This window comes from Arenicella xantha (genome assembly GCF_003315245.1).
Taxonomy (GTDB): domain Bacteria; phylum Pseudomonadota; class Gammaproteobacteria; order Arenicellales; family Arenicellaceae; genus Arenicella; species Arenicella xantha.
Map to the genome: position 1 here is coordinate 85,267 of NZ_QNRT01000008.1, position 21,963 is coordinate 107,229.

Genomic DNA, 21,963 nt, shown 5'->3' on the forward strand with positions numbered 1-21,963 from the left:
GGCAGTTTGTCGATCTTTTCAATGGGCGGAATATAGCATGCTTGAGCTGCTGAGAGGGAATCTACTGCTGCGAAAGTCGTAAGCAAGTGGTCGACAAGATAGGCAAAATCAGTCAAAGTGGAATTATGAAAATTGTTCGCATCAGTGTCTTTACTCTCGTCCTACTTTTAATTGCAACAGTGGCTCTACTGTGGACCCCTGACACAACTCGTGAGCAGATGACAAACCTCTATGCCAATTCAGCCTCACGCTTTGTCGATTTACCGAGCGGGGACAGAATTCATTATCGAGATCAAGGTTTGCGCGCCGGGCCCACATTGCTAATGATTCACGGAACGAGTGCGTCGTTACATACTTGGGAGCCATTAATTGAACAACTGCAAGATCGATTTAGGTTGATATCGCTTGATCTGCCTGGGCATGGGCTGACCGGCGCCAACCAAGCGCGCGATTACTCTCCAGCCGCGATGATCGATGCTGTGTGGTCGGTAATGGATCATCTGCAGGTGCCTGACGCTGTACTGGTGGGGAACTCATTAGGTGGAAGGATTGCATGGCAAGCTGCATTGTCTGATTCGAGTCGGGTTAAGTCGCTAGTTCTACTCGCGCCATCCGGCGCGCCTAGGACTACGCAGTCACAGTCGAATATCGGTTTTAAACTGTTAGCTAGCAGCTTTGGCCAAGCGCTCATGAAGAGAATTACACCGCGCTTTATCATCGAGCGTTCATTGCAACAATCCGTTTATGAGCCCAGTCTAATTAGCCCAGATATGGTTGACCGGTATTGGCAGCTATTGCGAATGAACGGGAATCGGCAGGCTATGATTGACTTAGCGAGACAACCAAGAGATCACAAAAAGTGGCGAGAGTTAAAAGGTGTGTCGATACCTGCATTAATAATTTGGGGGCAAGACGACGGTGTTTTACCCATTGAAATGGCCGCTACCTTTGAACATGAGCTGCCTGAGGTGTCGGTTGTACGTTTAGATAATGTAGGTCATTTGCCGATGGAGGAGGCAGTTTCGCGAGTCGCTCATGAGATTGGTCTTTTTTGTACGGCAAATTCCTGTTAAGCAGTTCGTAATAGCGACGAATAATCTACGATTCAACTCTCTCGACACGGAACAATCTGGCTTAAACGGGCATTTTAACAGTTGTTTACGTGTTTCGTTGTCTTTGCTATCGGTATATTGCTCTATTTATCGTATAAATAACACAGTTTGGAAAACAGGCGAATTTTTTAGCTGCTAAAGGGGCGCTATTCCACTGTTTTATTTAGGGGAACCGATGAAATTAACCAAGAAAATCACCGATCTTTTGTTTGTGTTGAGCGAGCTAGAGTCACAGGAAAATACCCAATTATTGATTGGCGACGGCGCGACTTTACGCAACAATTTATTGAAGTTATACCGCGTGACCGACAATGAATTTTCACGTGAGTTGATCGCTGATATCATGGCAGAAGCAGGCTATCCTTGGCTTGGAAAACTTGCCAATGCGCCGGATGGCGCGTTGTTCGAGAGTGCCGTTGTGGCGACCAATGATGACTTTCTGTTATCTGAAGAAGAATTCCTAGAATTGATTCCAGTAAACGGGCACTTTCACTAAGGTAGCACGAGTGTGTGCGGCATAACTGGCTGCGTGAGTTTAACTCGCTACAACTTAGTTACCACACAATCATTAGTTACCACACAGTCACAAGGAGGTGCGCTCCAGCGTGAGTGGAGCAGGGCGCGGCGAGCAGGGCGCGGCGACAGCGGTGATTAATCTAAGTGCTGTGACATTGAGTGCTCACCGCTTCGTTGAGTATTGTCTTGAAGAAGCAGTGATTGTCTGTCCAGTGTGTGCTTGGATGAATTAGCTGATTTGCGCGCTTTGGGGTTGGCTGACAGCCGTTGACTGACGGTTTGCATAGTCCCATCGGCCAAGTGTTGGCTAACCTCGTTCAGCAAGGCTTTATGCAAGGCGGTGACTTCTGGGTGTTGAGTCAATTTATGTGTATTGTGGACGTGTTTAAACACGTTCATAGAGCTGATCTTGATCACCAGGCCTGTATGTTTGCGCATGGTTTGCGCGTATTTAGATAGTAGTACTAGCACCTTCGCAGGAAGGACGGCTGCACTAACCTCATCGAGGTTTTCCAATTTACCCATTTTTTGAAGCTCCTTAAATCCCAACGACCCATCATGCTGGTATGCGAGGCACTGTGTTAAACCTTTAACACTCATGTCTCTACTAAGTTAAGTGTCGAATACCCGGCACAACTTTATTATTATTTTATGACTACTAATTTTGTGGCTACTATGGGCTATGTATGATGATGATTGCGTATCGTGATCGAATGTGTTCTTTGCTCGATCTCACTCCTATATAGCCCAGTGTAGTACCACATCTGATCGACACCAGTAGCGTTGTAATCTATCAGACAAACGCCTAGTCAACCAGCAATCTACGATCAAAAAACGGCTAAATGTCGCTAATTGGAGACATTTAGCCGCAATTAAATTGTCATTTGTTTGTCAAATGGCAATTCATTTCTTTTTCGGTATATACAAGTCGGTGATAGTTCCTTCATACACTTCAGCGGCCATGGCTACGGTTTCTGACAACGTCGGATGAGGATGAATAGTGAGGCCGATATCGCTGGCGTCTGACCCCATCTCAATTGCCAAAGCCACTTCAGCTATCAAGTCGCCGGCATTTGTACCGACGATGCCGCCGCCAATAACGCGATGTGTTTTCGGATCAAACAGTAATTTAGTTTTTCCTTCGGTTCTGTCATTGCCGATTGCGCGTCCGGATGCGGCCCATGGGAATACGCCTGTTTGGTAGTCAATTCCTTGTTCTTTTGCTTGTGTTTCCGTTACGCCGACCCACGCGATTTCAGGATCTGTATAGGCTACGGAAGGGATGACAGACGCTTCGAAGCCGCTCTTCTGGCCAGCGCAAACCTCAGCCGCCACCTTGGCTTCGTGCGTCGCTTTGTGCGCTAGCATTGGTTGTCCGACAATGTCGCCAATTGCGAAAATATGCTCTACATTAGTTTGCATCTGATTGTTGACGGCAATAAAACCGCGTTCATCAACTGCCACGCCGGCTTTATCCGCATCTATCAAATCGCCGTTAGGGCGCCGGCCGGTGGCAACTAACACAGAATCAAATAATTGCGGTTCAGGGCCTTCGGATCCATCAGCAGCAGCAAATTTGACGCTAATACCACCTTTTAACGGCCGAATGCTCTCAACTTTAGTTTTGGTCAGAATTTCTTTGACTTGACCCTTAAGCCGTTTCAGTAGCGGCGCCACTAAATCTTTGTCAGCGCCAGGAATGATCTGTGGCATAAACTCAACAATAGTGACTTCTGATCCTAGCTCGCTATAAACCGTCGCCATTTCTAGCCCGATGATTCCACCACCAATGATCAACATGGTTTTTGGTATCTCTTTGAGCTCCAAAGCGCCAGTTGAATCGATAACTCGAGGGTCATCGGTTTCGAACATGGGAAGAACCGTAACGCGTGATCCTGCAGCGATAATAGCTTTGTCGAATGACAAGGTCGTTGGGCCGTCTTTGCTGTCGATGCTTAAGGTGTTGGCAGAGGTAAACTTAGCATACCCGTTTATCACATTAACCTTGCGCGAGTTCGCCATACTTGCCAAGCCACCGGTTAACTTGCCAACCACGGACTCTTTGAAGTGCCGCAATTTGTCGATATCGATTTCCGGTGTGCCAAAGCGAATGCCGTGTTGTTCCATCGCGCGTGCTTCGGCGATGACCGCAGCTGAGTGCAATAGGGCCTTAGATGGTATGCAACCCACATTTAGGCAGACGCCGCCAAGCTCATCATATTTTTCAATAAGTGTGACGTCCATGCCGAGGTCTGCGGCTCTGAACGCCGCAGTATAACCGCCGGGGCCTGAGCCTATAACGACTAATGGTACATGCGCATCAGCTTTGCCGTTTGAAGCAGCACTGGCCGCTGAGTTAGTCGCAGGAGTCGCTTGTGCTGGTGTTTGATCTACCGCTGCTTGAGCTGCTGGTTCAGAGGCGCTAACGTGCTCCTCGACCGGAGCGTCTGAGGACTCTACAGAGGCGATCACGTCACCTTCATTGACTCGATCACCAACGGCGACTTTAACGGAGATGATTTTTCCAGCAGCCGACGCGGGAACATCCATCGATGCCTTATCGCTCTCGACGGTAATCAGTGAGTCTTCGATTTCGACTGTGTCGCCATCGGCAACCAGTATTTCGATTACCTCAACATCCGCTGCGCCGCCTAGGTCTGGTACTTTAATTTCGATAGTATTCGTCATTTAATTAGCCCTATACAGTTAAACGGCGAACGTCTTCTAAGACGGCCGCGATATGCCGTGCAAAGCGTGCCGCTTCGGCGCCATCAATCACGCGGTGGTCGTAGGATAGGCTTAAGGGTAATATCATTCCGGGCTTAAACTCTTCACCGTTCCAAACTGGTTGAATCTTGGTTCTCGATACGCCAAGAATAGCGACTTCCGGCGCGTTGACGATTGGTGTAAAACCTGTGCCGCCAATACCACCTAAGCTTGAGATGGTGAAACATGCGCCGCTCATATCACTCATTGTGAGCTTTTTATCGCGTGCTTTGGCCGCTAACTCACTCATTTCACGTGCGATTTCGGCCACTGATTTTTTATCAGCGTCTTTGAGCACCGGTACCACTAAGCCGTTCGGAGTTTCGACTGCGATACCAATATTAAAGTACTTTTTAAGAATTAGGTTTTCGCCGCCAGGTTCCAGTGAACTGTTAAATTGTGGGTAAGCCTGCATTGCGTTGACTACCGCTTTAACGATGAATGCCAGTGGCGACAGTTTGATATCTTTACCTTGCTTTTGGTATTCAGAATTAAGCTGTTTGCGGAACGATTCTAAATCACTAATGTCCGATTCATCATTGTGAGTGACATGCGGCACATTGACCCATGAGCGATGCAGGTTTGCAGCAGTCAATCGTTTAATTTTGTTCAACGGTTGCAATTCGATTTCGCCGAATTTGCTAAAGTCTTGAGCTGGAATCGGTGGAATACCAGAGCCGCTTGTTGCAGCAGGCTTGGCTTGGCTGGTCATGGCCGATTTCACGTGCGCCTTAACGTCGTCGTGAGTGACACGCTGTTTACGGCCAGTGCCGCTGACCTTGCTGAGCTCGACACCTAATTCGCGTGCGAAACGTCGAATCGATGGAGACGCATAGGATTGGCCACTTGGTGCCGCAGGCGCACCTTGCTGCTCCTGTGTTGGTTTGGCCGCTGGGGCATCGGTTGTTTTGGCTGGCGTGCTGGCAGCCTCAGAAGTAGATTCGGTGCGTGCTGCTGGTGCACTTGGCTGGGCTGTATTAGCGCTTTGGGTTGCGCTTGATTTTACCGTAACCACGAGTGTGCCTTCGCCGACCTCGTCGTCAATCTTCACTTCAATGCTCTCGATAGTTCCAGCGCTTGAGCTTGGTACGTCCATGCTGGCTTTGTCGCTTTCGAGGGTTACTAACGGGTCTTCGATTTCGACTGACTGTCCAACCTCAACTAAAATTTCGATCACTTTGGCGGAATCACCACCTATATCTGGAATGCGCACTTCTTCAAGCTGACTACCCGTTGAGCTGTTTTGCTGCTGATCATCGACTTTCTGTGGCGCCGCAGCTGGTTTCGCAGCTTGAGGTGCTTGGCTTTTAGTACTTGCGTCGGCGGTTTGATCCTCATTGCTTGCCGGTGTGAGCTCGAGTATCACTGTGCCTTCTGCGATATCTTGGTCAACGGTAACAGAGATGGCCTTGACGACACCTGCATGAGTACTGGGTACATCCATACTCGCTTTGTCGCTTTCCAGTGTGATGATCGGATCTTCAACCGCGATGGTGTCTCCGACGCTGACCAGAATTTCAATCACTTTGGCACTATCGGTGCCGATGTCGGGAACGGAAATTTCAATGTTTGCACTTTTGGACATAGTGTTACTCACTGCGGGTTTAGCGTTGCTTGGCCTATCCATAGCAACTTCACGGTTGGGTTCAGACTCGGGCTCTACTACCTGATTTAACACCACTTCTTCGGTCGGGTTGCCAGCGAGGTCGAGCGATTGCTGGATGTGTTTTTTTACTTTTCGACCAGTGGCGCTCGGCTGCGCTTGAGAGCTACTATTGACCGTCGCCGATTGCGTGGCCGAGTCAGCCTCCTCGCTAATCGGTTTAGTAGCGGTACTGCCGCTTACCTCGGTTTCAAGCAACAATAGCGGCGTGGTAAAGGTAATGTTTTCATGTAAGCTGGCGATAATTTCGACCACGCGACCATCTTTGGTCGCGGGCAAATCCAACTCAGTATTACCGCTTTTTACACGAAAAAGAGTTTGTCCTTTACGGATTCGCTCACCTTCGTGGCATTCAACTGACACTATCTTGGCCTGCCGGTAAGCACTGGCTTCTGGCGCGGTCAGTTCGACGTACTTAATCATTTTTTGGGGTTCCGTAGCTCTCATGGCCGGTAAAGCTAGTTGTAGCAAGACATTGTTCTGCCTTTGCCACTACAGCGTATCGGGTGATGGTTTCTCCGGGTCAATATTAAACTGTTTGATGGCTTTATTCACTACTTCAGCTTCGATGCTGCCGTCTTCTAGTAGTGAAGATAGAGCAGCAACAACAATGTGTTCACGATTAACTTCGAAGTGACTTCGAAGTTGTTGGCGATCGTCGCTGCGGCCAAATCCATCGGTGCCAAGAACCACATAACGTGACGGTACAAATTCGCGGATTGAATCAGCGTATATCTTCATATAGTCGGTGGCCGCAATAACCGGACCATTTTGGTCTTGCAGGCAGTGCTCAACGTAACTTATTTTCGGTTTTTCAGATGGATGTAGCATGTTCCAGCGCTGCACCGACAAACCTTCACGACGTAGCTCGTTCATGCTGGTCGCACTCCAGACATTCGCGGCGACACCGTATTCGGCTTCTAATAGCTCAGCAGCGGCAACACATTCGTTTAGAATCGTGCCTGAACCCATAAGTTGCACTGTCGGTGTTTTACCATCGTCCTTCTTGCTCTTCGACAATTGATATAAGCCTTTAAGAATGCCTTCTTCAGCACCTTTTGGCATTGCTGGATGAACATAGTTCTCGTTCATAACCGTCAGATAATAGAAAATATTTTCTTGCTCGGCATACATGCGACGCAAGCCGTCTTGAACAATGACCGCGAGTTCGTAGCTATAGGTTGGGTCATACGAAACGCAATTGGGAATAGTCGACGCTTGTAGATGTGAGTGACCGTCTTGATGTTGCAGTCCTTCACCGGCTAGCGTGGTTCGGCCAGCGGTGCCACCGACCAAAAAGCCTCTCGCTTGCATATCGCCTGCTGCCCAAGCAAGGTCGCCAATTCGCTGGAAGCCAAACATCGAGTAATAGATGTAAAAAGGCACCATTGGCAGTTCATTGGTTGAATAGGAAGTGGCGGCTGCAATCCATGAGGACATAGCGCCAGCTTCATTAATGCCTTCTTCTAGTACTTGGCCTTTTACGTCTTCGCGGTAGTACATCAATTGATCCGAATCTTCAGGTTCATAGAGTTGACCCTCAGACGCATATATACCGAGCTGACGAAATAATCCTTCCATGCCGAAGGTACGTGCCTCATCAGGCACAATCGGTACGATTCGGTCTTTCAAGTTCTTGTCGCGCACCAGTGACGATAAAATTCGTACAAAGGCCATAGTTGACGAAATTTCGCGATCACCAGAGGATTCGAGCAATTTAGCGAACGAGTCTAGGCTCGGCACGGTTAGCGCATTTGATGAATTTGGTCGTTTTGGTAGGTAACCGCCTAAAGCTTGGCGCCGCGCGTGTAGATACTTAATCTCAGGCGAATCGGGGTCTGGTTTGATGTATTCAATTTTCTCGAGTTGCTCGTCGGATACCGGAATTTTGAAGCGATTGCGGAAGCCTTTGAGCGATTCGGCATCCATCTTTTTTTGTTGGTGCGAGGTATTCTGCCCTTGGCCAGACGCGCCCATTCCGAGGCCCTTGACTGTTTTGGCAAGAATCACGGTAGGTTGTCCAGAGTGCTTTACTGCTGCTCTGTAGGCAGCGTACACTTTGTCGGTATCGTGGCCACCGCGTGACATTAGCTCTAAATCTTCGTCGCTCATATGCGCGACCATTGCTTTTAGCTCAGGCGTATTCCAGAACTTATCTCGGATGTAAGCGCCGCCTTTAGCTTTAAACGCCTGATACTCACCGTCGACAGCTTCTTGCATGCGTTTTTGTAATAAGCCATCGTGGTCTTTTTCAAGCAGAATGTCCCATTGTGAGCCCCAGATGACCTTGATTACATTCCAGCCGGCACCACGGAATTCCGATTCAAGCTCTTGAATAATTTTACCGTTGCCGCGGACCGGGCCATCAAGGCGCTGCAAATTACAGTTAATCACAAAAATCAGGTTGTCGAGTTTCTCACGACCGGCTAATCCTAGTGCGCCTCTAGATTCTGGTTCGTCCATCTCACCATCACCTAAGAACGCCCAAACTTTTCGATTCTCGGCCTTGATTAGCTCACGGTTTTCTAGATAGCGCTGGAATCGCGCTTGGTAGATTGCCATGATTGGCCCTAAGCCCATGGACACGGTTGGGAATTGCCAAAAATCCGGCATTAACCATGGATGCGGATATGAAGAGAGGCCGTTACCGCCGACTTCTTGACGGAAGTTGTCTAACTGCTCTTCAGTTAAGCGGCCTTCCATAAACGCGCGAGCGTACATACCTGGAGCGGAGTGACCTTGATAATAAATCATGTCGCCGCCGTGCTCTTCAGAACGTGCGCGCCAAAAGTGATTGAAACCAATTTCGTAAAGTACCGCTGCGGAGGCATAACTTGCGATATGGCCGCCGTATTCCGTGCTGATTTTGTTGGCGCGTAGCACCATGGCAGCAGCATTCCAGCGAATCATCGAGCGAATCTTGAACTCCAATTGTCGGTCCGCAGGCAGGGCAGGTTGGTCTTCGACTGGAATCGTATTGAGGTATGGCGTGTTTAAACCATAAGGCAGTTGAGCGCCCGCTTCGCGCGCAGTATTCGTTAATTCTTTAAGTAGAAAGCGTGCTCGATCTGAGCCGTCGGCTTCGATCACGCTTTTTAACGCATCAATCCACTCTAACGTTTCTTGTGCATCAATATCGACTTGGGGCGAAGTTAAATCATTGCTCATTGCGCTTAAACCTAAATGTAAGTTGTTCTTTGGGAGTTAACACCTTTATTTGCGGTGTGAATGATACCTATAAGTTTGAAAAATGTAAATGCTGGCGTGCCGCTTGTGCAAGTTATTGTGCGGCTCGACAGGGGCGATAGCCTCGCCGTGAAGGCTTGCGGGAGGAGGTTGTGCATTAATAGTTGTAATACACATGATGTCGAAACTTATTGGTTATGCCAACAAGCTATTATAGCGACTTGTAATGAGATAATTAACAAATGTCGTTTGTGTAATTGTTGCAAGTAAGTTCCTCGATGAATTAAAGGATGCACTGCCTGACGGTATCGTGATGGTTCGTATCAATGGTGTTGTGTCTACATCGAGCGGCTTTCGAGCTTTCTCGAAGCAAGCCTGCAGGGAATTGCTCGGCCAATCCAGCTCCCTGCCAACTGATTAAAGCTGGCAGGGGCTGACTACTTAAGTTTGGCTAATCTACGCTGGCGGTAACCAAGCTGGTTAGATTCACTATGCCACGCGGTGTGGTGGTCTTAGTGATTGCATGAATTGGCAAGTCCGTTCCTAATACAATCGGGCCTACTGAAATGCCATTCGCCATGGATTTGAGAACTGTGTAGGTAATGTTAGCCGCATCCAAGTTAGGCATTATGAGCAAATTAGCATTGTCTGTGAGCGTGCTTTTGCCAGATTTCTCGCGGGTTACGGCATCGAGCGCAGCAGCACCTTTCATTTCGCCATCGACTTCCAATTCGGGCGCTAACTTAGCCAGCAGTTCTTTAGTCTTCGCCATTTTCTTCGAGGACTCGGTGACATGGCTGCCAAAGCTAGAGTGAGACAATAGTGCGACTCTTGGCACCATTCCGAATCGTCTTACTTCTTTAGCGGCTAACACGGTGATGTGTGCCAGCTCTTCAGCAGTGGGGTTCTCATGAATACTGGTGTCGGCAATAAACACAGTGCCGGTATCCAGTAATAGTAGATGCATGACTGCCATATGTTCGTCAGGCGAGTTAGTGCCTACACAACGTTCAATAGCTCCGATTTGTTCGTGTAATTTGGCGCCGGGACCGGTTAATGCAGCGTGAGCCGTGCCATTTTTAACTAATTCGCAGGCATAGCTTACTCGGTCCTCTTCGGTGGTTCCGCGTGGCGCAATGACTTCGTAGTCTCGGTGTTGTTGTAGGCGTAAGCCAAGTTCATTGATGCGTGCGCTGATCTCTTCGGCATTGCCGAGTAATACTGGGCGCGCATAACTTTGGTCAACGACATCTTGTACAGCACGTAATACTCGAATGTTTTCACCATCGGTATACAGCACTTTATGAGTAATGTTTTGCGCCTTCTCAAAAATTGGACGCATGACATTGCCGGTTCGATAAACCAGCGGCTCTAAGCTCGCTCGATACGTTTCGATGTCGGCATACGGGCGCGTTGCAACGCCGCTATCAATCGCGGCTTGCGCGACCGCGGGCGCGATCGTGGTGATTAATCTTGGGTCGAAAGGCTTCGGCAAAATGTAGCCAGCACCAAAGAGCATTGATTCGTTTTGGTAATAACTTGCGACGAGCTCGTTACTCTCAGAGTGAGCCAGTTCAGCGAGGGCATTTACACACGCGATTTTCATCGCTTGATTGATGCTGGTCGCGCCCACGTCTAACGCACCGCGGAATAAGAATGGAAAGCACAACACATTGTTTACTTGGTTCGGGTAATCTGACCGTCCAGTTGCCATTACTGCATCAGGGCGATGCTCGTAAACCAGCTCTGGTCGTACTTCTGGGTCAGGGTTTGACATCGCCAAAATTAATGGTTTGTCAGCCATGCTCTTTAGCATCGCGACGCTTACCAAGTTAGGTTGCGAGACGCCAAGAAACACATCGCAGTCAACCATCGCATCTTCTAGGGTTCGAGCTTCCGTGTCGCGAGCAAATTTTTGTTTGGTAGCATCAAGGCCTTCGCGTTCAGAATGGATTACGCCGCGCGAGTCGAGCATTAACACATTCGCTAAATCGACACCTAAGTCGAGTAATAGATTAGTGCAGGCCATGGCGGCGGCACCGGCTCCAGAGACTACTAGTTTGACGTTTTCGATCTTCTTATCGACAACTCGTAAGCCATTGATGACCGCGGCGGCCGAAACAATGGCAGTGCCATGTTGGTCGTCATGAAATACCGGAATATTCATTCTGTCGCGCAACTTTGCTTCGATCTCGAAACATTGCGGTGCTTTGATATCCTCTAAGTTAATGCCGCCGAAGGTTGGCTCGAGTGCAGCGACAATGTCACAAAATGCGTCTACGTCGGTTTCGTCTACCTCAATATCGTAGGCATCTACATCAGCGAAATTCTTAAATAAAATGGCTTTGCCTTCCATGACCGGTTTCGAAGCCAATGCACCGATATTACCGAGACCTAACACCGCGGTGCCGTTGGTGATAACGCCAACCAAATTACTTCGCGATGTGTAGAGGGCTGCGGTTAACGGGTCTTTTTCAATCTCTTTACAAGGTTCTGCAACGCCAGGTGAGTAGGCAAGAGCCAAATCGCGCTGGTTTGATAACGGTTTAGTGGCTTGAACACGGATCTTGCCAGCACTTGGTGTGCGGTGATAGTGCAGAGCTGCATCACGTAAATTATCGCTTGTAGTCATAAATATATTTGCCTTCTTCGTGGACAGAGTGTTGCTTATATTGATTATTGGATACAAATCAGGCCGACATTGTCGGCCTGGGTAGGATTCGTTTATTCGTTTAACATCTACTTAGCTTCGGCGGCATGCGCTTGTACGTCGGCATGATACGAGGAACGAACCAGAGGGCCGGATGCGACGTGCTTAAACCCAAGCGCATCGCCGAACTCTCGGAGTTCGTCGAATTCATCAGGGTGAACATAGCGTTCAACCGGTAGATGGCTCAGGCTCGGCTGCAGGTATTGCCCTAGTGTAATCATGTCGCAATCATGATCTTTTAGGTCGCGCAGTACATCTTTAACCTGTTCGATAGTTTCGCCAATGCCTAACATGAGTCCTGACTTGGTGTGGACGCTGGGTTGTGCTGCCTTGAATTTTTTAATCAAATCCAATGACCACTGGTAATCTGAGCCGGGGCGCACTTTGCGATAAAAATCAGGAATTGTTTCTAGGTTGTGGTTGAACACATCGGGCGGATTGTTTGCCATAAGCTCAATCGCGAGATCCATGCGGCCGCGAAAGTCCGGCACTAAGATTTCAATTTGAGTGCTCGGATTGAGTTTGCGTGTTTCTTCAATGCAGGCGACAAAATGGCCAGCGCCGCCATCGCGTAAATCGTCGCGATCCACCGAGGTGATGACCACATAGCTCAAGCCCATTGCCTTAATTGTTTCGGCGAGGTGGCGCGGTTCATCTTGGTCTAGTCCTAATGGTCGACCGTGTGCGACATCGCAGAATGGACAACGACGCGTACAGATATCGCCCATAATCATGAACGTGGCTGTGCCGCGGCTAAAGCATTCATTTAAATTCGGACACGACGCTTCTTCGCAAACCGTGTGCAGTTTGTTTTCACGTAGCGTGTTCTTGAGTTCTTGCACCTTCGAACCATTCTGTAGGCGTATGCGAATCCATTCTGGCTTGCGCAGTGGATTTACGGTCTGTTCGATTTTGACCGGAATTCGTGCCATTTTTTCAGCACCGCGCAGCTTTTCGCCGGCGACGACTGGTTTAATTTTTGGTCGAGAGCTTTTAACAGTTGTGTCAGACATCGGTTAAACTTAGGTTGTTTACACAGCAGGCGCGAGATTATAACAACTAATGTCCAAAAAAGACGTACTTGAACGAGCGGATATCGAAGATATTGTTGCTCGCTTCTATCAAGCAATGCTTGACGACCCCATTATTGGCTATATTTTTACCGATGTTGCGAAGGTTGACTTAGCGCATCACTTGCCTGTCATCGTCAATTTTTGGACTGATATAATTTTCAAGAGCAAGAATTACACCGGCAATCCGTTGCGCAAGCACCATGAGTTGCATCAAAAAATTCCGCTAACGCCTGGGCATTTTACGCGCTGGCTGTATCTATTTAACAAAGCGGTAGATGCGTCACATGCCGGTGAAAACTGCGAGGCGATGAAGCGTCGAGCTGAGATGGTTGCAAAGAGTATTTCAGCCGCCGTTGGGCAGCAGAAACGCCAAGATATGACGTTAGTGCTGCCGAAGGATTAGACGCACTCGAGAGTTTATTGTTTACGTAGAAAAACCAGCGTGTTGGCGTCTGAGTCTTGCGCGCTGTATTGGTAGCCATCGGCCGCAAAGCCGAGTAGGGCATCTACAGATTTGATTTGATTCTTGATAACCCAAGCGGTCATTAGCCCGCGCGCTTTCTTAGCAAAAAAGCTAATGACCTTGTACTGATCATTTTTCCAATCTTTAAAAACGGGCGTAACGATTTCGGCGTTCAGTGTATTACGCTTTACTGAACGAAAATATTCATTGGAGGCTAGATTTAAAAGTAATTTAGAATCAATGGCTTGAAGCTGGTCGTTCAAGTTCTCTGTGATTTTATTCCCCCAGAATTCGTAGAGATTTTTACCGCCATCGTTGGCCAGTTTGGTGCCCATTTCTAAGCGATATGGCTGCATTAAATCCAGTGGCCGTAAAACACCATAAAGGCCCGATAAAATTCTGAGGTGCATTTGCGCATATAAAAACTCATCGTCAGAAAAGCTGTCGGCATCTAGTCCCACATAAACATCACCCTGAAATGCGTTCACTGCTTGCTTGGCATTCTTCTTGTTAAACGGACGCGACCACTGATGGACTCGCTCCACATTTAGCTCCGCAAGGGCAGGGCTAATATGCATGAGTTTTTCCAAGTCGGCGGGCGACTGGGTTGACATAACGTCAATGAGTTTTTCGCTTTCATCGAGAAACGCCGGCTGCGTGTACGTTGGCGCCTTCGATGGCTTTTCAAAATCTAATTTCTTGGCTGGTGATATTACAGTTAACATAGTTAAGAGAGTTGGTTAGAAAATTGAATAGGTTGGTTTTAACGGCTGCTTAGACGGCTTTTAACCCCAGCATCGGAGCCAGGTAGTGCCCGGTGTGTGAGCCTTTGGTCTGAGCGACTTGCTCAGGAGTTCCTTCGGCAACGACTTGGCCGCCGCCATTACCACCTTCTGGACCTAGGTCGATAATCCAGTCGGCTGTTTTGATGACATCTAAATTGTGCTCAATGACCACAATGGTATTGCCGTGATCGCGCAAAGTGTACAGCACCTGCATTAACTGACGAATATCATAAAAATGCAGCCCGGTGGTGGGTTCATCTAGGATATACAGTGTTTGGCCGGTGTCTCGCTTGGATAGTTCGCGGGCCAGTTTTATGCGCTGAGCTTCACCGCCGGACAAGGTTATCGCGCTTTGGCCGAGTTTGATGTAGCCAAGGCCAACCGACATAAGGGTTTCCAGCTTTCGATGGATGTTTGGCACGGCGCTGAAAAAATCCACAGCGTCCTCAATTGTCATATCTAGAACATCATGGATGTTTTTGCCTTTATAGCGAATGTCTAAAGTTTCGCGGTTATAGCGTTGTCCTTTGCACACATCGCAAGCGACGTAGATATCCGGTAAAAAGTGCATTTCAACCTTGATCATGCCGTCGCCTTGGCAGGCTTCGCAACGACCGCCCTTTACATTGAAACTAAAACGGCCTGGTTTGTAGCCTCGAGCGCGTGCTTCGGGTGTGCCGGAGAACAGTTCGCGAATGGGCGTAAACAGCTGAGTATAAGTGGCTGGGTTTGAGCGTGGTGTGCGACCAATCGGGCTCTGGTTGATATCAACGATTTTATCGATATGCTCAAGGCCCTCAATGCTCTGATGCGGCGCCGATTCGATGCGGCTGCGATTAATCTTTTGCGCAGCGGCAGGGTAGAGCGTGTTGTTAATCAAGGTAGACTTGCCGGACCCTGAAACTCCTGTGACACAGGTAAGCACGCCCATTGGTATGTTGACCGACACATTTTTTAAATTGTTGCCGGTAGCGCCCTTGATCTTGATTTGCTTGGACTTGTGCGTGGGATGACGTTGCTCTGGAATCGCTATAACCTCTTTGCCTGAAAGGAATCGACCGGTGAGCGAATCGGGATTATTCTTGATTTCTTCAATGGTGCCTTGTGCAACGATATTGCCGCCGTGCACACCAGCGCCAGGCCCAATGTCAACTATAAAGTCAGCGTGGTGCATGGCGTCTTCATCGTGCTCGACCACGATCACGGTGTTGCCCAAATCGCGCAAATGCGTGAGCGTGCCGATTAGGCGGTCGTTGTCACGCTGATGCAGGCCGATAGACGGTTCATCTAATACGTACATAACCCCAACTAAGCCCGAGCCAATTTGCGACGCTAAACGAATCCGCTGGGCTTCGCCGCCCGATAGTGTTTCTGCCGAACGATCCATGCTGAGATAGTTGAGTCCGACATTGACTAAAAAGCCGAGCCGGTCATGAATTTCTTTAACAATTTTGTCAGCAATTTCGGCACGATTGCCTGTGAGTGCCAGGCCCTCAAAGAAGGCCAATGCATCTCCGATTGAACGCGTGACAATCTGGTCGATACTGGTGTTGTCAATAAATACGTTGCGTGCTTCTAGCCGCAGTCGACTGCCGGTGCAAGACGGGCAGGTGTGTGAGTTAATGTATTTAGCCAACTCCTCACGCATGCTATTTGATTCTGTCTCGCGATAGCGTCGCTCCATGTTCGGGATAATGCCTTCCCATGAATGGTGGCGCGTGACGCCTTGGCCTTTATGCCGTAGATAACTGAACTCAATGGCCTCATCGCCGCTGCCATGCAAAAGTTTTTCCATTTGCTCCGCGCTGAGCGAATCAAGTGGGTCGTCCACCGAGAAACCATAATGGCTTGCAACATTTTGCAGCATGCGAAAATAAAACAGGCTACGACGATCCCAGCCTTTGATGGCGCCTTGCGACAGACTCAAGCTGGCATCAAAAATGATCTGCTTAGGGTCAAAATACTGTTTGGTTCCAAGTCCGTCACACGCCGAACATGCACCGACTGGATTGTTAAAAGAAAACAGTCGAGGCTCTAGCTCGCTCAGGCTATACCCGCAGTGTGGGCAGGCATAGCGCGATGAAAATACAAGAATCTTCTCAGCTTCATCTTCGTTGGGTATGACCACCACTTCAGCAACGCCTTCGGCTAATTCCAGTGCGGTTTCAAAGGACTCCGCCATGCGCTGTTCATTGCCTTCCTTGATTACTAGGCGGTCAATGATGATGTCGATATCGTGTTTAAAGTTTTTCTTAAGTGCTGGCGGCTCAGCAAGGTCGATCACTTGGCCGTCGACGCGTGCGCGCACGAAACCTTGTGCGTGCATGCTTTCCAGCAAGTTCATGAATTCGCCTTTGCGATTACGCACGACTGGCGCGACTAGCATGATCTTGCTGCCAGTTGGCAACGCCATAGTTAGGTCGACCATCTGACTAACGGTTTGGGCCTCGAGTGTAACGCCGTGATCCGGGCATCTTGGGTCGCCGACCCGTGCGTACAACAATCGCAGGTAATCGTAGATCTCGGTAATAGTGCCAACCGTCGACCGTGGATTGTGCGAGGTGGCTTTTTGTTCTATCGAGATGGCTGGAGATAGACCTTCGATTAGGTCAACGTCGGGTTTTTCCATTAGCGACAAGAACTGCCGTGCATAGGCCGACAGCGACTCGACATAGCGTCGTTGCCCTTCAGCATAGATAGTGTCGAACGCCAAAGACGATTTGCCAGATCCTGACAGCCCAGTAATGACAATCAGTTTGTCACGGGGCAGTTCAAGGTCGATACTTTTCAAGTTATGGGTGCGTGCACCACGGATAGTAATTTTTTCTAGCACAATGTTCTTCTGGGTTATGGATTGATCGGAGGCGATAAACGCACGAAAATAGTCCATCAACACTCCGTTGAGGATTGCGGTTTACAGTTCCTGCCGATTGAACAACCTGCTAATATACGTGACCCATTGTCAAAGCGATATCGCTATTTGGATCGCAGTCTCCATTAGTGATCGATTAGTACCCTATCTTTGACGCAAAAACACTAAAGTGAATCAGATTGACTTCAGATACTCAGATCGACAACGGCTTGAATAAGGCTGGACTCAACCGCCTCGAACGTCGTTCGATTGCGGCTCTTGCATCCGTTTACGGATTACGCATGTTCGGCTTGTTCCTTATTCTGCCAGTATTAGCTATTTATTCCGAACAGCTTGAAGGCGCTACGCCGGTTCTAATGGGAATCGCCTTAGGTATCTACGGCATCACTCAGGCAATGTTTCAGATACCGTTTGGCATTTTGTCAGATAAATACGGGCGCAAACCGATCATCATTTTAGGCCTGATGATATTTATTGTCGGGAGCTTGGTGGCAGCGCTGGCGTCGAGTATCGAAGGCGTGATTATTGGTCGGGCTTTACAGGGAGCCGGGGCGATTGCAGCCGTGGTGTTAGCGTTAACCAGTGATTTGACGCGTGAAGAGCAACGCACCAAAGCAATGGCCTTGATCGGCATGACGATTGGTTTGGCCTTTATGTTTGCGCTGGTAGTGTCACCTTGGTTGGCGTTCTTTATCGGCGTTAAAGGCATGTTTGTACTGACGGCGGTGTTAGCGGTTGGCGCGATTGTCGTTATTATAAAAGCGGTACCAACGCCGGTTCAGCGGCGTAATCTGGAAGTGCGTGCAGTGCCAGCTAAGATGCTCGAATTGCTGCGTAACCCTCAGTTGATCCGCTTAGATATTGGTATTTTTGTACTTCATTTTGTATTAACCGCCATGTTTGTGGTGGTGCCAATCATCCTGTTGGAGCGTTTATCGTTGCCGACGCGAGACCATTGGCAAGTGTATTTGCCTGCGTTAATTGCGTCTATCGTGTTTATGGTGCCGATGATTATTTTGTCGGCTAAGAAAGCGTGGTTAATGCGAATCTTCTTTGCGGCGATTTGTATTTTACTGTTCGCACAATGCCTGTTGATGTGGCGCCCCCTTGGTGTGCTCGGCATGACCGTTTGCTTGTTTTTCTTTTTTTGGGGCTTTAACCTACTGGAAGCGATGTTGCCTTCGATTGTGTCACGCGTGGCGCCCGCTGCGGGTAAGGGCTCGGCGATGGGGGTCTACAATACATTCCAGTTTATGGGCGTTTTCTTTGGCGGCTTCTTAGGCGGTTTGATATACGGCGCAGTGGGCGTTACCGCTGTGTTTGTGCTGTGCGGCCTAGTCTTGCTGGCCTGGGCTTGGATAGTCTTTAAAGCACCTCAGCCAACGCTATTAGACAGCTTGGTGGTGCGTTATCAGGGGAATGTGTCACAAGCAGACTTTGAGGCGGTGAACGGAGTTGAGGAAGCGATTATCATTGACGGTGAGTCGACCGCCTACTTGAAGGTCGACAAGCAACTCTTAGATCATGCGGCGCTTTCGGCATTAACTAACTAAGGCTTTATCAAACGCAGTCAGACAAAACGTTATAAAAAACTTGGAGAGGTTACTCACTGGTAGTTTTCAGATGCACATAATGCCCACTTAATGGGGCGGCGCGTTTACGCGACGTCCCGCCCGGCCGAAGGGAGGGGAATTTTGAGTTCTTGTTATGTTTTGAATTTTGGCGTTCATATATTCAGGCGTTTCTTCTGAAAAAAATTAAATATACCAGCCAACCCTATTATTAGAACTAATAGTATTGCCAGGGCGTACGCTGAGAGACTAGCCAAATAATAAGTGCTGTAGTTTCCATAATCGCACCCGAATTTAAAACCTTGCCAAAGTCCACCGGAAGATAGACAACTTTGTTTAACAGGAATATAGATAAAAAATATTACCACTAAAGCACAAACTGATACCGATAAAGCTAATGATATAAGCCAATGCTTCATTTTATGGTCTTAGCTCGAATAAACACAACGCCCGCAACAGCGGAAAATCAGGAGCGCCTGCGAGTGATTTTGCCGACTGCTTGCGTTTGTTAGGCTTTTCACTTCAAACCCGCTAAATAAACTAATTCTTGCACCACCACTCTAATTTGTGGGTTTATTTTATCAATGTCGTTCCTAACAGCATTGAACCTTCGACTATGCGCTGATTTATCTCCAATATCTTTTAATTTTGGAAGTGCCTGTCGCGCATTTCTGCTTAGATTCCACGATGATTCCGTTAACGTTTTTGAAATCAAATCGGAAAGATAGAAAAAATCACCAGTTTGGTTCTTGATGGTATGAGAAATATTGTTTTTTTCGAAAGACTCAATAATTAGTGTTTCTATTAGTCTCCTGATCATAACTGCACATGAATCGTACCAACCATTTGTATATGTGCCATTAATTTGGTGCGTGATCCTTTCCAAGTACCCTCTTGTGCCTCTTATAAGAGCGAATGGCACTTATTCTGGCCTTTGTATTTCCTCGATATTTTTAACTGATTGAGATGATTCTTGCTAATTTTCATTTTCAGTAAACATAACGCCAAGCCAAGGGGCGGCGCGTAGCAGCCGTCCCGCGGAGTTGCGCCTTTTGCAGCGGAGTGTACTTTGGCAACTTGTTAATTATTTTCACTTTCTATTCGGGGAAAGCTTTAAATTCTTTAGCGCCTTTGCCAGGCTTTAGCCAACATGCTTCTTCAGAAGTAAATATATTTGCTTGAGGCCGTATTTCTGGAAAATTATTTAACGAGCCAGCCGGAACGATTAGAGAACTTCTAGATTTGTTTAGAAAAGGAACCGCTGAACCACAAGAAGTGCAGAAAGATTTGGAAAACTCTCTAGACGGATGCTCATAATTTTTGATGCTATCAGAGCCTTTAGTCCATTCGATGTTTTCAGGGTCAGTAAACAAGTTTGACGCAAACGCTGAGCCTGTTAATTGCTGACACTGCCTACAATGACACTGATAGAAAGCGCTGAAACTATCATCCAATGAAAATTTAACAGAGCCACATAGGCAGCCACCATCCAGTTTAGTAGTCATATATTTATACTCGTGTAATTAACGCCTCACATAAGCTGCCGAAACGTAGTTGTTTGGTTTGTGGTAAGCGAAGCGTTAAACCACAAAAAAACAACGCAGTGTAGGTCTGCTTTATGTGATTGTTTGGGCATTGCGCAGTAATTTCAAGTTTAATCAACCCTTTAACACCTTGTACATTTTCCGATCAAACTCTACTTCCACCGATATAAATTCTGCTTCGTTGCATTTGCAATATTCAGTTAGACATTTTTTAATATTTTCCTCTAAAAACTCTTTCTGTTGATACATTTCTTCAGATGCATCAATACGTGACACTCTATATTTGAAGTTAAAAATTAGATCTTCAGTATCTCCCCAAAAACTAACTTTCTCGCTATTTAGAAACAATAAAATCTTAACAGAGTGATTACCTGGGCCAGCAAAAGTACCAATAATATAGAACACATTGTTACTTTCAAAATCCACCCAACGTTCTCGCATACTTTGTCTTTTTGAGCAAAGTTTAGTTGCGACACGATGTTCCTCAACGAAGCTTGAGGGCGCATCATCTTTTATTTTCTCTAATTTATATTCCATACATTTTTAGATAAAGGATCTATTTTTTTCCCTAACGCCGCAAAAACGGGCGCGGGCACCGCGTCCGAGCCCAAGGCGTGAAGTTTTTTGCCTTGTTATATGTTTTTCTCATTTCTATCTATGCAAGTATTATTTTTACAGATGGGAATGGGTACTGTTTTACGCCCACTTACGCATTCCCATAAAGATCTTTGATTTTCAATTTTATATGCACGGTCCAAAATTATTTTTTCTTTAAGAATTTTTACGTTCTCTTTACCTATTTTAGTTGAGTAGATTATATGCCGATGGTAATCGCCAATGTTACTTACACAACCATCGTATCCAAAAAGAATAGTTTTGCATTGATAGTCAAAATCACAATTGGAGGCTTTTTCGAATTCATCCAAGGAATACGAACTCATATCTATAACAGACCTACTGTGCGAACAGCCCGATAAAATTACGGCTATAATAACTGCTAGTAATTTGGACATATAGACAAAATGACTCCTTAAGGCGGTGTTAACCCCCACTGTTCGTGGGCTAGTTAAACCAGAGCCATAATATAGATTCATCAATATGCTATATGCGGGAGTTAACACCATGTCTAAAGATACCATAACTTTTATTGGCCTTGATACGCACAAAGAATTTACTGAGGTCGTCACGATCGTTGATCACCGTGACGCGGATCATGCTGCGCTCGGGCGAATCCAGTCTACCCGTCAAGGCTTCACCAAGTTAGCGCGGCGCTTGCAGTCATCGCACCCCAACTCAACCCTGCACTTCGTCTACGAGGCCGGGCCTTGCGGATTCTGGATTTATCGATTGCTCACGTCGCTTGGGCATGTCTGCTATGTGGTTGCACCATCACTGATTCCTAAAAAGCCCGGCGAGCGTATTAAAACCGATAAACGCGATGCGATTAAATTAGCTCGGCTAATGCGCGCCAACGAACTCTCGCCGATCTATGTGCCAGAGTCTGACGACGAAGCGGTTCGTGATTTGTCACGCGCACGTGAAGCCGCGAACCATGACCGTAAACGGGCCAGACACCAAATCAAGTCTTTCTTGCTGCGCAACTTCACTCTCTACCAGGGGTCTGCTAACTGGGGCACAAAACACCGCCGCTGGCTCGCCGAGATAGTGCTGCCTCACCCCGCTCAGCAGGTCGTCTTGCAAG

General features: G+C 47.7%; 16 protein-coding genes and 1 pseudogene. 5 read left to right on the forward strand and 12 right to left on the reverse strand.

The window, feature by feature from the left end; all coding sequences use genetic code 11:
- The first annotated feature begins 125 nt into the window (after positions 1-125).
- Positions 126-1,073, forward strand: a complete 948-nt coding sequence (locus tag DFR28_RS18250; protein ID WP_147251061.1) for an alpha/beta fold hydrolase — start codon at positions 126-128, stop codon at positions 1,071-1,073.
- Positions 1,074-1,287: 214 nt separating this feature from the next.
- A complete protein-coding gene (locus tag DFR28_RS18255) occupies positions 1,288-1,608 on the forward strand; it encodes a hypothetical protein (RefSeq protein ID WP_113955833.1) in 321 nt (106 codons plus the stop codon).
- A gap of 155 nt (positions 1,609-1,763) precedes the next feature.
- Here DFR28_RS18255 and DFR28_RS18260 read toward each other — a convergent pair whose 3' ends face one another.
- The 7 genes and pseudogenes from DFR28_RS18260 to lipA all read right to left on the reverse strand — a co-directional run bounded on the left by DFR28_RS18260 (position 1,764) and on the right by lipA (position 12,966).
- Positions 1,764-2,228: a hypothetical protein gene (locus DFR28_RS18260; protein ID WP_113955834.1), complete on the reverse strand. Its 465-nt coding sequence runs from the start codon at positions 2,226-2,228 to the stop codon at positions 1,764-1,766.
- Between the two features lie 303 nt (positions 2,229-2,531).
- Positions 2,532-4,316 (reverse strand): dihydrolipoyl dehydrogenase, encoded by a 1,785-nt coding sequence (gene lpdA, locus DFR28_RS18265; RefSeq protein ID WP_113955835.1) that lies wholly within the window; start codon positions 4,314-4,316, stop codon positions 2,532-2,534.
- 10 nt (positions 4,317-4,326) lie between these two features.
- On the reverse strand, positions 4,327-5,979 hold the full coding sequence (gene aceF, locus DFR28_RS18270; protein ID WP_425455487.1) for a dihydrolipoyllysine-residue acetyltransferase: 1,653 nt from the start codon (positions 5,977-5,979) through the stop codon (positions 4,327-4,329).
- A gap of 288 nt (positions 5,980-6,267) precedes the next feature.
- Positions 6,268-6,504 (reverse strand): annotated as a pseudogene (locus tag DFR28_RS20170) (biotin/lipoyl-containing protein); the annotation flags it as partial.
- 45 nt (positions 6,505-6,549) lie between these two features.
- Entirely contained in the window at positions 6,550-9,225 is a 2,676-nt protein-coding gene (gene aceE, locus DFR28_RS18275; protein ID WP_113955837.1) for a pyruvate dehydrogenase (acetyl-transferring), homodimeric type, read from the reverse strand.
- Between the two features lie 469 nt (positions 9,226-9,694).
- Positions 9,695-11,875, reverse strand: coding sequence for an NADP-dependent malic enzyme (locus DFR28_RS18280; RefSeq protein ID WP_113955838.1), 2,181 nt, complete (start codon positions 11,873-11,875; stop codon positions 9,695-9,697).
- Between the two features lie 107 nt (positions 11,876-11,982).
- Positions 11,983-12,966, reverse strand: a complete 984-nt coding sequence (lipA, locus tag DFR28_RS18285) for a lipoyl synthase (protein ID WP_113955839.1) — start codon at positions 12,964-12,966, stop codon at positions 11,983-11,985.
- A gap of 49 nt (positions 12,967-13,015) precedes the next feature.
- Here lipA and DFR28_RS18290 point away from each other — a divergent pair, with 49 nt between their 5' ends.
- Positions 13,016-13,429 (forward strand): group III truncated hemoglobin, encoded by a 414-nt coding sequence (locus DFR28_RS18290; RefSeq protein WP_113955840.1) that lies wholly within the window; start codon positions 13,016-13,018, stop codon positions 13,427-13,429.
- A gap of 14 nt (positions 13,430-13,443) precedes the next feature.
- Here the strand turns inward: DFR28_RS18290 and yaaA are convergent, their stop codons facing one another.
- Together yaaA and uvrA are read right to left on the reverse strand one after the other, a co-directional pair.
- Positions 13,444-14,214 (reverse strand): peroxide stress protein YaaA, encoded by a 771-nt coding sequence (gene yaaA / locus DFR28_RS18295; protein ID WP_113955841.1) that lies wholly within the window; start codon positions 14,212-14,214, stop codon positions 13,444-13,446.
- A gap of 49 nt (positions 14,215-14,263) precedes the next feature.
- Positions 14,264-17,164, reverse strand: coding sequence for an excinuclease ABC subunit UvrA (gene uvrA, locus DFR28_RS18300; RefSeq protein ID WP_113955842.1), 2,901 nt, complete (start codon positions 17,162-17,164; stop codon positions 14,264-14,266).
- A 161-nt stretch (positions 17,165-17,325) separates the two neighbouring features.
- Between uvrA and DFR28_RS18305 the strand changes: the two genes are divergently transcribed.
- Entirely contained in the window at positions 17,326-18,699 is a 1,374-nt protein-coding gene (locus DFR28_RS18305; protein ID WP_211317052.1) for an MFS transporter, read from the forward strand.
- Positions 18,700-19,234: 535 nt separating this feature from the next.
- Here the strand turns inward: DFR28_RS18305 and DFR28_RS18310 are convergent.
- The 3 genes from DFR28_RS18310 to DFR28_RS18320 all read right to left on the reverse strand — a co-directional run bounded on the left by DFR28_RS18310 (position 19,235) and on the right by DFR28_RS18320 (position 20,798).
- A complete protein-coding gene (locus tag DFR28_RS18310; protein ID WP_113955843.1) occupies positions 19,235-19,639 on the reverse strand; it encodes a hypothetical protein in 405 nt (134 codons plus the stop codon).
- Positions 19,640-19,814: 175 nt separating this feature from the next.
- Positions 19,815-20,222, reverse strand: a complete 408-nt coding sequence (locus DFR28_RS18315) for a GFA family protein (RefSeq protein ID WP_113955844.1) — start codon at positions 20,220-20,222, stop codon at positions 19,815-19,817.
- A gap of 153 nt (positions 20,223-20,375) precedes the next feature.
- Positions 20,376-20,798, reverse strand: a complete 423-nt coding sequence (locus DFR28_RS18320; protein ID WP_113955845.1) for a hypothetical protein — start codon at positions 20,796-20,798, stop codon at positions 20,376-20,378.
- 585 nt (positions 20,799-21,383) lie between these two features.
- On the opposite strand from DFR28_RS18320, the gene DFR28_RS18330 reads away from it, so the two are divergent.
- A partial coding sequence (locus DFR28_RS18330; protein WP_170132181.1) for an IS110 family transposase occupies positions 21,384-21,963 on the forward strand: 580 nt, incomplete at its 3' end.